At 60.5% G+C, this 13,620-nt stretch carries 11 protein-coding genes; 5 read left to right on the top strand and 6 right to left on the bottom strand.

Going from position 1 to position 13,620, the window contains the following annotated elements; translation table 11 throughout:
* Position 1 precedes the first annotated feature (1 nt).
* Positions 2–1,120: an ABC transporter permease gene (locus tag JFU58_RS12600; RefSeq protein ID WP_201140816.1), complete on the top strand. Its 1,119-nt coding sequence runs from the start codon at positions 2–4 to the stop codon at positions 1,118–1,120.
* Positions 1,121–1,238: 118 nt separating this feature from the next.
* Here JFU58_RS12600 and JFU58_RS12595 read toward each other — a convergent pair whose 3' ends face one another.
* On the bottom strand, positions 1,239–1,646 hold the full coding sequence (locus JFU58_RS12595) for a flagellar basal body-associated protein FliL (protein ID WP_063026367.1): 408 nt from the start codon (positions 1,644–1,646) through the stop codon (positions 1,239–1,241).
* Between the two features lie 149 nt (positions 1,647–1,795).
* Here JFU58_RS12595 and JFU58_RS12590 point away from each other — a divergent pair, with 149 nt between their 5' ends.
* The 3 genes from JFU58_RS12590 (at position 1,796) to glpT (ending at position 4,996) form a co-directional block, all read left to right on the top strand.
* Entirely contained in the window at positions 1,796–2,773 is a 978-nt protein-coding gene (locus JFU58_RS12590) for an NADPH:quinone oxidoreductase family protein (protein WP_093203856.1), read from the top strand.
* Positions 2,774–2,847: 74 nt separating this feature from the next.
* The gene (locus JFU58_RS12585; RefSeq protein ID WP_201140814.1) at positions 2,848–3,462 is read left to right on the top strand and encodes a flagellar basal body-associated protein FliL; all 615 of its coding nucleotides are present in this window, start codon (positions 2,848–2,850) and stop codon (positions 3,460–3,462) included.
* Positions 3,463–3,658: 196 nt separating this feature from the next.
* On the top strand, positions 3,659–4,996 hold the full coding sequence (gene glpT, locus JFU58_RS12580; RefSeq protein WP_063026361.1) for a glycerol-3-phosphate transporter: 1,338 nt from the start codon (positions 3,659–3,661) through the stop codon (positions 4,994–4,996).
* Here the strand turns inward: glpT and JFU58_RS12575 are convergent.
* Both JFU58_RS12575 and JFU58_RS12570 read right to left on the bottom strand, forming a co-directional pair.
* A complete protein-coding gene (locus tag JFU58_RS12575) occupies positions 4,993–5,646 on the bottom strand; it encodes a gamma-glutamylcyclotransferase (protein WP_063026359.1) in 654 nt (217 codons plus the stop codon). The two genes, glpT and JFU58_RS12575, sit on opposite strands and share 4 nt — an antisense overlap.
* A 40-nt stretch (positions 5,647–5,686) precedes the next feature.
* Positions 5,687–8,080, bottom strand: a complete 2,394-nt coding sequence (locus JFU58_RS12570) for a TonB-dependent receptor plug domain-containing protein (protein ID WP_201140812.1) — start codon at positions 8,078–8,080, stop codon at positions 5,687–5,689.
* Positions 8,081–8,409: 329 nt separating this feature from the next.
* Here JFU58_RS12570 and JFU58_RS12565 point away from each other — a divergent pair, with 329 nt between their 5' ends.
* Entirely contained in the window at positions 8,410–8,886 is a 477-nt protein-coding gene (locus JFU58_RS12565) for a hypothetical protein (RefSeq protein ID WP_063026355.1), read from the top strand.
* Positions 8,887–9,037: 151 nt separating this feature from the next.
* Here the strand turns inward: JFU58_RS12565 and JFU58_RS12560 are convergent, their stop codons facing one another.
* From JFU58_RS12560 to JFU58_RS12550, 3 genes are all read right to left on the bottom strand, one after another.
* Complete coding sequence (locus tag JFU58_RS12560) at positions 9,038–10,006, bottom strand: CDP-6-deoxy-delta-3,4-glucoseen reductase (protein WP_003213981.1); 969 nt, start codon at positions 10,004–10,006, stop codon at positions 9,038–9,040.
* Positions 10,006–11,472, bottom strand: a complete 1,467-nt coding sequence (gene ubiD, locus JFU58_RS12555) for a 4-hydroxy-3-polyprenylbenzoate decarboxylase (protein ID WP_017476626.1) — start codon at positions 11,470–11,472, stop codon at positions 10,006–10,008. The genes JFU58_RS12560 and ubiD overlap by 1 nt, the downstream gene beginning before the upstream one ends.
* Before the next feature lie 89 nt (positions 11,473–11,561).
* Positions 11,562–13,547 carry an acyltransferase family protein gene (locus tag JFU58_RS12550; RefSeq protein WP_201140810.1) on the bottom strand — a complete coding sequence of 662 codons (1,986 nt, stop codon included), beginning with the start codon at positions 13,545–13,547 and terminating at the stop codon, positions 11,562–11,564.
* Positions 13,548–13,620: the final 73 nt, after the last annotated feature.

Here is a 13,620-nt window from a genome sequence, read left to right as displayed (position 1 = left end):
GATGCACAAGTTCGCCCATATCCTGCGCCTCGGCATCAAGGAACTGACCAGCCTGCGCCACGACAGCGTGTTGCTGCTGTTCCTGTTCTACGCCTTCACCGTCGCCATCTATATGCCCGCCGCCGGTTCGGTGATCGGCGTGCACAACGCGAGCGTGGCCTTTGTGGATGAGGATCACAGCGCGCTGTCCCGGCAACTGGCCGAAGCCCTGCAACCGCCGGAGTTCCAGGCCGCGGTACCATTGCCCTACGACCAGTTGGACAAGGTGATGGACAGCGGCCAGTACACCTTCGTGATCAACGTGCCGGCGAACTTCCAGGCCGACCTGTTGGCCGGGCGCCAGCCGGGGGTACAGGTCAACGTCGATGCCACGGCCATGAGCCAGGCATTCATGGGCGCCGGGTATATCGGGCGGATTTTCCAGCGGGAATTGCTGACCTATGGCGGCCAGGCTGATGCAGCCCAAAAGAGCCCTGCGCTGCTGACCACCCGGGCGCTGTTCAATACCAATCTGGAAGGTGGCTGGTTTCTCGCCGTAATCCAGATCGTCAACAACATCACCATTCTCGCCATCGTGCTGACCGGCACCGCGCTGCTGCGTGAGCGGGAACACGGCACCCTCGACCATCTGCTGGTGCTGCCACTGACGGCGCTGGAAATCATGCTGGCGAAAATCTGGAGCAACATGCTGGTGGTGGTGCTGTGCACATGGCTGTCGCTGGAGGTGGTGGTGAAAGGTTTGCTCGGTGTGCCGCTGGCCGGGTCGCTGACGTTGTTTTTGCTGGTGACGGCGTTGTACCTGTTTGCCAGCACCGCCTTGGGCATCTTCCTCGCCACCCTCGCCCGCTCGACGCCGCAGTTCGGACTGCTGGCGATCCCGGTGATTATTCCGATGCTGTTGTTGTCCGGCGGCAGCACGCCGCTGGACAGCATGCCGCAGTGGTTGCAATGGGTGATGCAGGGCTCGCCGTCGACACACTTCGTGAGTTTGAGTGCGGCGATTCTGTTCCGCGATGCCGGCTTGAGCGTGGTGTGGCCGGACTTGCTGGCGCTGGCGGGGATTGGGTTGTTGTTCTTTGCGGTGGCGTTGGCGCGGTTCAGGAAGAGCCTGGCTTCCTGAGTTGCCTGTCAGGGCCTCTTCGCGAGCAAGCCCGCTCCCACATTCAACCGCATTCTCATGTTAGAACTCGGTCAAGTGTGGGAGCGGGCTTGCTCGCGAAGGGCGCGAAGAGACCGGCTTACTGGATGATCAGGTTGTTGAACAACAAATCCTCAACCTGCGGCTTGCCGGTCTCGTCGTTCATTACTTGCTGGGTCTGCTTCAGGGCTTCCTGGCGCAGTTTTTCCTTCCCATCAACGCTGCTCATAGCGTCGCTGGTTTGCTGAGTAAACAGCGCCACCAACTGGTTGCGAATCAACGCATCGTTGGCTTTGACGGCGGCCGCCGCCTCAGGGCCGGTGACACGCAGGGCGATATCCGCCTTGAATACCTTCAGCTTCGCGGTGCCATCCAGGCCGTAGTTACCGACAAACGGCGGGCTCAGGCTGATATAGCTGACCTTCGGCGCGTCGCCTTCTTTGGCTTCTTCGGCCAGGGCTGCCGTCGGCAGTGTCAGGGCCAGCATCAACAGGATCCACGCTTTCACAATTCATTCCTCAATTCGGTTGCCCAGTAGCATAACGCTAGCAGCCCTGAGCACAAGCTTATGGCGACTTATCAGGCCGGGGCATGCTCGTTGACCCGTCGCCCTGCCCACCTACACTTATCGGCCAACACGCCAAAAGGAATAGTCCGATGAAAGCTGTGCTGTGCAAAGCCTTCGGCCCCGCCGAAACCCTGGTGCTGGAAGACGTCGAAAGCCCGGCGATCAAGAAGAACGAAATCCTGTTGGACGTGCATGCCGCCGGGGTCAATTTCCCGGACACCCTGATCATCGAGGGTAAATACCAGTTCAAGCCGCCCTTCCCGTTTTCGCCGGGCGGTGAAGCGGCGGGCGTGGTCAGCCAGGTCGGTGAGAACGTCAGCCACCTGAAGGTCGGTGACCGGGTGATGGCGTTGACCGGCTGGGGCAGCTTCGCCGAGCAGGTCGCCGTGCCGGGCTACAACGTGCTGCCGATCCCGCCGAGCATGGAATTCAACACTGCCGCCGCGTTCAGCATGACCTACGGCACGTCGATGCACGCATTGAAGCAGCGGGCCAACCTGCAACCTGGGGAAACCTTGTTGGTGCTCGGTGCTTCCGGCGGTGTCGGCCTGGCCGCAGTGGAGATCGGCAAGGCCATGGGCGCCCGGGTGATCGCCGCTGCCAGCAGCGCCGACAAACTGGCGGTGGCCAAGGCGGCCGGAGCCGATGAGTTGATCAACTACAGCGAAGCCAGCCTCAAGGACGAAATCAAACGCCTGACCGGCGGCAACGGCGTGGATGTGATTTACGACCCGGTGGGCGGCGACCTGTTTGACCAGGCCGTTCGCGGCATCGCCTGGAATGGCCGGCTGCTGGTGGTGGGCTTTGCCAGCGGGCGCATTCCGGAGTTGCCGGTGAACCTGGCGCTGCTCAAGGGCGCGGCAGTGGTCGGTGTGTTCTGGGGCTCGTTTGCCCAGCGCCAGCCGCAGGACAATGCTGCCAACTTCCAGCAACTGTTCGGCTGGTTTGCGGAAGGCAAGCTGAAGCCGTTGGTGTCCCAGGTGTACCCGTTGGAGCAGGCCGCGCAGGCGATTAATGACCTCGGCCAGCGAAAGGCCGTCGGCAAGGTCGTGGTACAGCTACGCTGACGATTGTTTCATTTTGTCCACGGGGTGCCTGGGCCCATGATCGGCCGAGGCACTATTCATTGGCAGGAAGAAAAATGGTCACACGGCTGCGCGCACTGTTTCTGGGGGTCTTGATGGTGGTGTCGGCCCAAGCCCTTGCCCATAAAGAAGACCAGGATGTACGTGGGCTGAGCAATGTGACGGTGCTGATCGTGCGCCACGCGGAAAAACCCGATGAAGGCCCGTTGCTAAGCCCCAAAGGCGAACAAAGGGCGGCAGCCTATGCCAGCTATTTCGACCCGCTGCTGTTGAACGGCATCTCCGTAGTGCCCCAGCGGCTGATCGCTACCAGCGACAGCAAGGAAAGCTCCCGCCCTCGCCTGACCCTGACACCGCTGGCCCAGCGCCTGCAGCTCCCGCTTGAAACACCCTACTCCGACGACCAAGTCGGCAAGCTGGTGAAGTCCCTGCGCAAGTCCAACCAAGCCCAGACCGTATTGATCGCCTGGCACCACGGGCATATCGACAAGTTGATCGAAGCCTTTGGCGGTGACGGCCCGGCGCTCACCGGCATGAAGAAATGGCCGGAAAATGTATATGACTGGCTGATCGTGTTGCGCTTCGACGAACAGGGCCAACTGGTGGAGTCCCGCAGCCAGAAAGTCCAGGAACACCTGCTTCCGGGCGACGTGGCGGCCATCGGCCCCTGATCATTGGCCAATCTAGTTACATCCAGACACATCCAAACCTGAAAGCGCCCCTCACTTGCCTGCAAGCGACATGTTCGTAAAAGAACATGCAATTGCACTCAATTCCTATGCCCGCAGATAAGAGGCGGTGCTATTTTCGGTAACGAAACTGTAACATTCGCATCCGCAGTCAAAACAAGAAATTTGGAGCTCTTGAATGTTTGCTTTCTTCCGCCCTGCCGCACACCAGGCGCCCCTGCCTGAAGAAAAAATAGACAGCACGTACCGACGCCTGCGCTGGCAGATCTTCGCCGGTATTTTCTTCGGTTACGCCGGGTACTACCTGCTGCGCAAGAACTTCTCCCTGGCCATGCCGTACCTGATCGACGAGGGTTACACCCGTGGCCAGTTGGGCCTGGCGATGTCGGCGATTGCAATTGCCTACGGCCTGTCCAAGTTCCTCATGGGCCTGGTGTCCGACCGCTCCAACCCGCGCTACTTCCTGCCCTTCGGCCTCCTGGTGTCCGCCGGGGTGATGTTCATTTTCGGTTTCGCGCCTTGGGCAACGTCCAGCGTGACCATGATGTTCATTTTGCTGTTCATCAACGGTTGGGCCCAGGGCATGGGCTGGCCGCCAAGTGGGCGGACCATGGTGCACTGGTGGTCGCAGAAGGAACGCGGCGGCGTGGTTTCCGTATGGAACGTGGCGCATAACGTCGGCGGCGGCTTGATCGGCCCGCTGTTCCTGCTGGGCATGGCGTGGTTCAACGACTGGCACGCGGCGTTCTACGTCCCGGCCACCGTGGCCCTGCTGGTGGCGGCATTTGCCTTCATCACCATGCGCGACACCCCGCAATCGGTGGGCCTGCCACCGATCGAGCAATACAAGAACGATTACCCGGAAGGCTACGACGCCAGCCACGAAGACGAATTCAGCGCCAAGGAAATCTTCGTCAAGTACGTGCTGCGCAACAAAATGCTGTGGTACATCGCCTTCGCCAACGTCTTCGTCTACCTGCTGCGCTACGGCGTACTGGACTGGGCCCCGACGTACCTCAAGGAAGCCAAGCACTTCGACGTGGATAAAACCTCGTGGGCGTACTTCTTCTACGAATGGGCAGGCATTCCGGGCACACTGCTGTGCGGCTGGATGTCGGACAAGATCTTCCGTGGCAACCGTGGCCTGACGGGCATTGTGTTCATGGGCTTGGTGACCGTCGCGACCCTGGTTTACTGGCTCAACCCGCCGGGCAACCCGATGGTCGACATGATCGCGCTGTTCTCCATCGGCTTCCTGATCTACGGCCCGGTGATGCTGATCGGCCTGCAGGCGCTGGAGCTGGCACCGAAGAAAGCCGCCGGTACTGCAGCGGGCTTCACGGGCCTGTTCGGTTACCTGGGTGGTTCGGTGGCAGCGAGTGCGGCCATGGGCTACACCGTTGACCATTTCGGTTGGGACGGTGGTTTCGTGCTGCTGATCGGCGCGTGCCTGCTGGCAATCGCGTTCCTGATCCCCACCTTGTGGCACACCAATAGCGTCAGTGCTGCGCGTTAATCGCCAGCAGTGCCTTTGGAACACCGCTTGAGCCGCGCCTCCAGATTCTTGTCTGGCATGGCGTGGCTACGCAGGGCGTTAACGGTCTGCTCGACATAATCGCGAGTGGTCCCGTAACGCCCGCAAGCGCTTTGCAACACGTGATTCAGCACGATGTCGGGCAAGTTACCGGCATAGCTGGGCAGGTGCCGTTCCAGAACAAATCCCAACGCCTGCACCTGGCTGCCATCTTCAAGACGGCAGGTGAGCCAGTGTGGCCGGTAGGACGGGTAAGGCATCTCGCGCTGCCACAGGGCATAAAGCGAGGCCTCCAGCTGATCTTCCGGCAAGCGGTAGGCAAACCCGCTGCACGAGCCACCGCGATCCAGGCCAAACACCAACCCCGGTGTTTCCGGCGTGCCCCGGTGCTCATGGGACCACAGGTACAAGCCGCGGTGATAACCATGGACCCGCGCCCGCATGCGTTGTGTCGACGAACATTCAGGCCGCCAGATCAGCGAACCATAAGCGAATAGCCAGACCGGCCCACCCTTATGCAAAGCCATGGTGGCTTGCATCGAGCTCATCAACTGTTCGTGAGTGAGTTGCGGCCCCAGATCGAGCCGCGGAGGGTAAGCCAATTGCAAAAGATCAGATTCAATGGCGGTCATGGCAAATCGCTTAGGTCTCCTTTGTTGTTACGAGAAGCTGTTACCAGTTGTAAGCAACTTTACCGTAATAGAACGCGCCGCTGTAACCGTACGGCGAAAAAGTGCTATAGGCCAAATTGCCACCACTGCTGGCGTAGGCATTGAGTTTTTCCGGGTACTTGTCGGTGACGTTGTCGCCGCCAACGGTGAAGGTCCAGTTTTTCAGCTTGTAGTCGGCTGACAGGTCCAACAACCAAGCGGCCTTGAAGCTCTGGTCGTTGGCCGGGTCCGCCTGGTAGCTGGTAAATGAACCATAGCGCACCAAATTACTGTGCAGCGCCCAATTGCCGAAGCTCAGGTCGTTACCCAGGCTCAACTTGTGCTGGGGTGTGGTGTCGCCCAACAGGCCGATGCGTTCGCGACGATCCACCCGGACCAGGCTCGCACCCAGGCTATCCAGTACAGACGGGTTGGCTTTTACGTCGGTGACCTTGGTGTGGTTGTAGTTGTAGCCCACGGTGCTGTTCCAGCGCACACCGTTATCCAGCTGGTAGCGATAGTTGGCCACCAGGTCGACGCCATTGGTGGTGGTGTCGGTGGCGTTGGTGAAGTAACGCACGGTGGTGTAGTTGATGTTGCCGACGCCGTTGGCCTGCAGGTACGCCAGCGCAGCCGGGTTTTTGCTCAGGTCCAGGTTGGAGGACAGGCTGATGCGGTCGCTGATGTCGATACGGTAGACGTCGGCGGTCACGGTCAGGTTGTCGGTCGGCTCCAGCACCAGGCCGAGGCTGTAGTTGCGGGACTTCTCGGCTTTCAGGTCCTCCGCACCGAGCAGGCGCGCCACCTGGCTGTTGGCCGGGAACGTACCGGCTTCCTGGATGGTGTTGCCGATCAGCTGCGACGAGGTGTAGGCGAAGTTCTGCTGCGCCAGGGACGGCGCGCGGAAGCCGTTGGAAACACTGCCGCGCAACGCCACTTGCGGGGTGAAGTCGTAGCGCGCCGAGAGCGAGCCGCTGACGTTGGAACCAAAATCACTGTAGTCCTCATGACGCACGGCAGCCGAGGCGCTGAGTTTTTCGGTGAAGTTGGTTTCCAGGTCCAGGTACTGCGCCCAGTTATGGCGCGTGCTGGTGCCTGCGTCGGAATCACGGAAGCCGCCCAGGCCCGAACTGCCGGTCTGGTAGTAGGACGCCGGGTCACCCGCCTTGATCTGATAACCCTGGTCCAGGTATTCGCCACCAAACGCTACCGACACCGGATACGGCAACCAGCCCAGGCTGAATTCCCGCGACAGGTCCAGGCTGAGTTGCTTCTGGTCATTGACCAGGGTGCCGTTGTCGAACTTGCGCGGCGTCGCCAGGCCCAGCGAAGTGTTGATGGTTTCGGTGCCGATCTGGTACTGGTTCTTGCCGTAGTTCACCGACACGTCGTAGTGCCAGTCATAGGCCAACAGGCCGCGCAGACCGACCGCCAGGGACGTGTCTTCCACGTCGCCGCGAATCAGCGGCAAGTAGCCGTTGGGGTTGAGCGCTGGAATGTTGTTACTCGCGTTGCTGGCCCGGTAGAACGCCGCCGTCTCGCCGCGGGTCTTGCTGTAGCCGCCAAACGCATAGAACTCGGCCGCATCGCTGAAGGAATATTCCGAGTTGAGAAACAGCTTGCCCTGGTCGGTGGCCGGCTCGCCCTGGCGGAACACCCGCTGGCCGTAGGTCGTCGAACCAACGCTGCCCGGACGCAGGTCCTTGCCGGCGCGGTTGGTGTAATCGTTGTCGGCGCCTTCGGCAGAGATGTTGATAAACCCGTTATCGCCCAGCGCAACACCGGTGTTGCCGCTGAGATTGCGCTGGATACCGTCGCCCTTCTTGTACTCACCAAACTTGCTGGTGATCGAGCCGCCGTGGTCGTCATGCTTGAGGATCACGTTGATCACCCCGGCAATCGCATCGGAGCCGTAACGGGCCGATGCGCCATCACGCAGCACTTCGATGTGATCCACCGCCGACAACGGGATGGCATTCAAATCCGCCGGTGCCGAGCCGCGCCCCACTGCGCCGCCGAGGTTGACGAAGGCGCTGGTGTGGCGGCGCTTGCCATTGACCAGCACCAATACCTGGTCCGGCGAAAGGCCGCGCAGCTGGGCCGGGCGTACCAGTTCGGCGCCGTCTACCAGGCTCGGACGTGGAAAGTTGATGGACGGGATCAAACGAGCAAGTACCGCGCCCAATTCATCTGAGCCGGTGCTGCGCAAGGTGTCGCCGGAAATCACATCGATGGGTGACAGTGAAGCACTGGCGGTGCGCTCTTGGGCGCGAGTGCCGGTCACGATGACTGTATCGAGTTTGGGTACATCGCCAGTGGCCGTTTCAGCGGCTACCACTGGACTGAATCCCACAGCGGTCAGCAAATTAGCCGACAAAATCGCCGTGTACAGCAGGTGCTGCTTGTTGCTCCCCATACCGCTCCCCTTGGAATCAAAAGCCAGAACGTCAATGCTCTGAGCTCATACGATCGATCCGTGTGGCGGACGGTGGCGGTCATTTATTGGTTATTGGCAGAAAGTCGGTAGTCCGTTGTTATATAGCTTAATGATATTTATGTAACAAATTAAATACCTTTAAAGAATAAGCGAATGCATAAGCCCGGTCCGCTCCGCTCATCAGGATTGGCCGCCTCAATCCCTGTAGTTTCAGCGCAGGTTCAGCCTGGAGGCACGCCGAGCCTTCAAAATAGGCGCCTGTCACGACCCACTTAGCCGCCAACCGAACCGACTATCGAGGTCACACCATGAAATACCGACTTCCCAGCCTGTTGTTCCTGGCACAGGCCACCACCGCCCTGGCGGTGGAAGCGCCGCCCCAGGACGAAAAAGGCTTCTGGTACGCCCAGACGAGCGTCTACACCCGGCATTTTTCGCCGGACAAGGACCACAACAACAATCAGGACCTGATCGGCCTGGAGCGCAATGAAGCGTCAGGCCTGGTGTATGGCGGGGCGACGTTTCGCAACTCGTTCAGCCAGCGTTCGTACTACGCCTATGCCGGCAAACGCTACGACATGACCGCTTACCCGGTGTACTTGAAGCTGACGGGCGGCGTGATCCAGGGCTATCGCGGCAAGTACCGCGACAAGATTCCACTGAATGGGCTCGGGGTGGCGCCAGTGATCATACCCTCGGTGGGCACTCACTATGGGCCGGTCGCCGCCGAGTTGGTGTTGCTGGGGTTCAATGCGGCGATGGTGACGACGGGCGTTCGTTTCTGATTGAGCCGCTGAAGGGCTTCTGTGGCGAGAGAGCTTGCTCCCGCTGGGTCGCGAAGCGGCCCCTGAAGTTCATGCGGTCTTTCAGATAGAACACAGCGACTGCTTTGGGGCTGCTGCGCAGCCCAGCGGGACCAAGCTCCCTCGCCACACGTTACGGGCGGGGCGCGTAGGCAAATACGTCAGCACGCATCTGGTGTGCATCCATGCCGGCTTCGACCAGCGCATCCAGGGTGCCGTAGATCATCGCCGGTGAACCGCTGGCGTAGACGTGCACGGCCTTGAGGTCGCTGATGTCTTCGCACACGGCTTCATGCAATAACCCGCAGCGCCCTTCCCACCCGCACAGGTCGCTGACCACTTTGTGCAGGAACAGGTTGGGCAGTTGCAGCCACTGGTCCCAGTGCTCGATGTCGTAGAAGTCTTCCGGTCGACGTACACCCCAATACAGGTGCACCGGGTGCTTGAAACCACTGGCGCGGCAGTGTTCGATCAAGCTGTGCATCTGCGCCATACCGGTACCGGCGGCGATCAGCACCAGCGGCCCGTCGGGCAGTTCGGCCAAGTGGGTGTCGCCAAACGGCATCTCGATGCGAGCCATCTGGTTACGCTGCAACTGCTCAAGCAGGCTGCGAGCACTGTCTTCCCGGGCCAGTACGTGCAGTTCCAGCTCGCGCCCGGCGTGGGGTGCGGAGGCCAGGGAGAACGCCGACTTCTCGCCGTTTTCCCGTTCGATCATCAGGTATTGCCCGGCGTGGTAACGCACAGCCTTGCCGGCGGGAGCCCGCAGGCGCACGCGCCACACGTCACCGCCCACTTCAACACATTCACTCAGTTGGCAAGACAATTTGCGCACCGGCAACTCTCCCGGCGCCAGCACGCCATCCCACAACACAATGCAATCTTCCAGCGGTTCGGCAATGCAGGTATAGAACTCGCCATGGTCACGCACCTCACCGGCTTGTTGCACCCGGCCCTCTACCAGCAGCGCTGCACATACGTGGCACACACCATTGCGGCACGCCTGAGGGCAATCGTAGCCCAGGCGGCGCGCGCCTTCGAGAATCCGCTCGCCAGGCGTCAGTTCAAGTACCGCACCGGAAGGCTGCAGGGTTACACGCATCAATCTATTCCTAATTCTTTCCAGAGCGCATCCACACGGGCAGTTACCGCTTCGTCCTTGACGATCACACGGCCCCATTCGCGGGTGGTTTCACCCGGCCATTTATGGGTGGCATCCAGGCCCATTTTCGAGCCGAGGCCCGATACCGGCGAGGCAAAGTCGAGGTAGTCGATCGGCGTGTTATCGATCATCACCGTGTCGCGCTTGGGGTCCATGCGCGTGGTGATGGCCCAGATCACGTCGTTCCAGTCGCGGGCGTTGATGTCGTCGTCGGTGACAATAACGAACTTGGTGTACATGAACTGTCGCAAAAACGACCACACACCCAGCATTACCCGCTTGGCGTGGCCGGGGTACGACTTCTTCATCGTCACGATGGCCATGCGGTACGAGCAGCCTTCGGGCGGCAGGTAGAAGTCGGTGATTTCCGGAAACTGCTTTTGCAGGATCGGTACAAACACTTCGTTCAACGCCACGCCGAGGATCGCCGGCTCATCCGGCGGGCGGCCGGTGTAGGTGCTGTGGTAGATCGGCTTGATCCGGTGGGTGATGCGCTCGACGGTGAACACCGGGAAACTGTCGACTTCGTTGTAGTAGCCGGTATGGTCGCCGTAGGGGCCTTCATCGGCCATCTCGCCGGGGTGAATCACGCCTTCGAGGATGATTTCGGCGGTGGCCGGCACTTGCAGGTCATTACCACGGCATTTCACCAACTCGGTGCGGTTACCGCGCAACAAGCCCGCGAAAGCGTACTCGGAAAGGCTGTCGGGCACTGGCGTGACGGCGCCGAGGATGGTCGCCGGGTCGGCGCCCAGGGCCACCGAAACAGGGAATGGCTTGCCGGGATGTTTTTCGCACCATTCACGGAAATCCAGCGCGCCGCCACGGTGGCTCAGCCAGCGCATGATGACCTTGTTACGGCCGATCACTTGCTGACGGTAGATGCCGAGGTTCTGGCGGTCTTTGTTCGGACCTTTGGTGACGGTCAGGCCCCAGGTGATCAGCGGGCCGACGTCCCCAGGCCAACAGGTCTGCACGGGGAGCATGCCGAGGTCGACGTCATCGCCTTCGATGACCACTTCCTGGCAGACCGCGTCCTTTACGACCTTGGGGGCCATGGCGATGATCTTGCGGAAGATGGGCAGCTTCGACCAGGCGTCCTTCAGACCCTTGGGTGGCTCGGGCTCCTTGAGGAAGGCCAGCAGCTTGCCGATCTCCCGCAGTTCGCTGACGGACTCGGCGCCCATGCCGAACGCAACGCGGTCGGGGGTGCCGAACAGGTTGCCGAGCACCGGAATATCAAAGCCCACCGGGTTTTCGAACAGCAGCGCCGGGCCCTTGTTACGCAAGGTGCGGTCGCAAATCTCAGTCATCTCCAGGACCGGGGAAATCGGCACCTGGATACGTTTCAACTCTCCGCGCTGCTCAAGTTGCTGCACGAAATCCCGAAGATCCTTGAATTTCATTAACCATGCCACCCGTAAAATAGGCGTACATCCTACCTGCTCTTACGGTCGCTGGCAGCTTATTGAGCAGCATTGCCGACGACAATGACTCAAAGAGCCGAGGCCTGGGTTTCATTGCGCAAGGCCTTGAACAACGGTTCAAGGAACGCCTCGACATACCGCGAACCGACCGCCGAGAGGTGATTGTCGTCGGTGTACAGCGACTGACCGTCCAGTTCCACGCGACACCAGTCATTCGCACTGCATAGCTTGGGCGCCGGATCCATTATCTTTACCCCGGGATCCGCCGCCGCGATTTGCTCGAATACCTGACTGATATAGGCCTGACGCTGAAGGTGTTCAGCCAGGGGCATGCCTTCTTTGTCGGTGGGCCGACCGAGCATCGCCAACCGGCTGAGGCGGTAAGGCGGACTGAATTCCTGCAGCGGGACTTCCTTGACCAGCCACACACGATGGCCGCTGGCGCGCAATTGCTGCACAAGGGCGCGCACGCTTTCGGCGAAACGCTGCTCGGCGATAGCACGATCATAAGTACCGGTCGCCGGGTTGAGCAGTGAAGCCTCGGTGTCGCCATCGAGCTGCCCATAGACATAAAGACTCCAGCGCGCTGCCAGCACTACGTCGCTAAAGGTTTCCTGACCCAGCAGTTGGGTGACTCGCTGGTTAAAGCTCAAGCAACCTGGAACGCTTTCCTTGCGATTAAACGGCAGGCAGCCGGCATACCCTGCCTGAGTGACGCTGACACCGTATTTGCTCGCGCCGTCTTGCAATGCCGGAACCAGCGCCGTGGCATGGCTATCGCCCCAGACCAGCGCGCGTGTCGGCGCGGACTGAGGTCCGAAATGACAAAATCCATGATGGCGATTTTTCCCACCATCCACCAGGCAGGCCATAAGGTCCGGGCTCCACTCGCGCGCCTGGGCAAATTGCAGCGCCTCGGGCGACAGGCGCCAAGGCAAGCCCTTCGTCAAGACCAGGCCTTTGCCGAGCAGTCCCACCCCAAGCAACGCGATACCCGCCGCCACCAGGATTTGCTTGCGTCCTGCCAACAGCCGACGCTCACGGAACGGGGCCTCGACAAACCGCCAGGACGCATAACCCAGCACCAGGCTCAATACAAACAGTGCACCAAGCTCCCACGTGCCCAGCCCGTCGACACTGGCGTACTTGCCAAACACGTACACCGGCCAGTGCCACAGGTACCAGGAGTAGGAGATCAGGCCAATCCCCACCAGCAAGCGGCTACCCAGCAGCTTGCTCGTCAGAGTAGTTTGCTGGCCGTTGGCCCAAATCAGGCAGACCACGCCCACCACTGGCAACAGCGCTGCGGCGCCGGGAAACGGCGTGCTCGGGTCATACGCGAAGACCGCCAGCAGGATCAGGCCGAGGCCGGCAAGGCTGACGGCCTGCGCCAAGGCCGGGCTCGCGCGGTACTCGCGTACCGGTATCACGGCCAGCATTGCGCCCGCCAACAGCTCCCAGGCACGCATCTGCAGCAGGAAAAAGGCTCTTTCCGGAGAGTGGGCCACCGCCCATGTACTCATGCCGAACGACACCAGTAGCAACACGAACAGCGCCGTACGCCAATATTTGAGCCGGCTCGACAGCAGTGTCAGCAGCAGTGGGAAGAGGATGTAGAACTGTTCTTCAACCGATAATGACCAGGTATGCAGCAACGGCTTGATATCGGAAGCCACATCAAAGTAACCGTCCTGGCGCATGAAAAACAGGTTGGAGATAAACACCACCTGGTTATGTATCGAGCGCCCCAACTCGCTGTAATCCTTGGGCGCCAGCAGAAACCAGCCCACCACCAGCGTGCCGAGCATCATCACGAACAGTGCCGGCAGGATGCGCCGCGCTCGACGGGCCCAGAAGCTGACAAAACTGAAACGTCCGGCCTCACGCTCGCGCCAGATGATCGAGGTGATCAAGTAGCCGGAGATCACGAAAAACACGTCGACGCCGACAAAGCCGCCGGTAAAGCCCGGTACACCAAAATGAAACAGCACAACAGCGAGCACAGCTATGGCACGCAGGCCGTCAATGTCCCTGCGATAAGCGAGAATGGTCATAAAATCTTGTAATTTGCCTGATCGGATGGACAGCGAGTGTAGTCACACACGCGAATTTGTTTCTAAACAGACA

It is taken from the genome of Pseudomonas sp. TH34 (genome assembly GCF_016650865.1).
In the GTDB taxonomy this organism is placed as follows: domain Bacteria; phylum Pseudomonadota; class Gammaproteobacteria; order Pseudomonadales; family Pseudomonadaceae; genus Aquipseudomonas; species Aquipseudomonas yamanorum.
Note: the sequence above shows the minus strand (reverse complement) of the source record. Positions and strands in the feature narration are given on the sequence as shown.

Bases quoted from the DNA above. Each gene is read 5' to 3' on its own strand.
- ubiD (WP_017476626.1), bottom strand. From the start codon at position 11,472: ATGAAATTCAAGGATCTTCGGGATTTCGTGCAGCAACTTGAGCAGCGC.
- JFU58_RS12570 (WP_201140812.1), bottom strand. From the start codon at position 8,080: ATGGGGAGCAACAAGCAGCACCTGCTGTACACGGCGATTTTGTCGGCT.
- JFU58_RS12590 (WP_093203856.1), top strand. From the start codon at position 1,796: ATGAAAGCTGTGCTGTGCAAAGCCTTCGGCCCCGCCGAAACCCTGGTG.
- JFU58_RS12585 (WP_201140814.1), top strand. From the start codon at position 2,848: ATGGTCACACGGCTGCGCGCACTGTTTCTGGGGGTCTTGATGGTGGTG.
- JFU58_RS12565 (WP_063026355.1), top strand. From the start codon at position 8,410: ATGAAATACCGACTTCCCAGCCTGTTGTTCCTGGCACAGGCCACCACC.
- JFU58_RS12550 (WP_201140810.1), bottom strand. From the start codon at position 13,547: ATGACCATTCTCGCTTATCGCAGGGACATTGACGGCCTGCGTGCCATA.
- JFU58_RS12575 (WP_063026359.1), bottom strand. From the start codon at position 5,646: ATGACCGCCATTGAATCTGATCTTTTGCAATTGGCTTACCCTCCGCGG.
- glpT (WP_063026361.1), top strand. From the start codon at position 3,659: ATGTTTGCTTTCTTCCGCCCTGCCGCACACCAGGCGCCCCTGCCTGAA.
- JFU58_RS12560 (WP_003213981.1), bottom strand. From the start codon at position 10,006: ATGCGTGTAACCCTGCAGCCTTCCGGTGCGGTACTTGAACTGACGCCT.
- JFU58_RS12600 (WP_201140816.1), top strand. From the start codon at position 2: ATGCACAAGTTCGCCCATATCCTGCGCCTCGGCATCAAGGAACTGACC.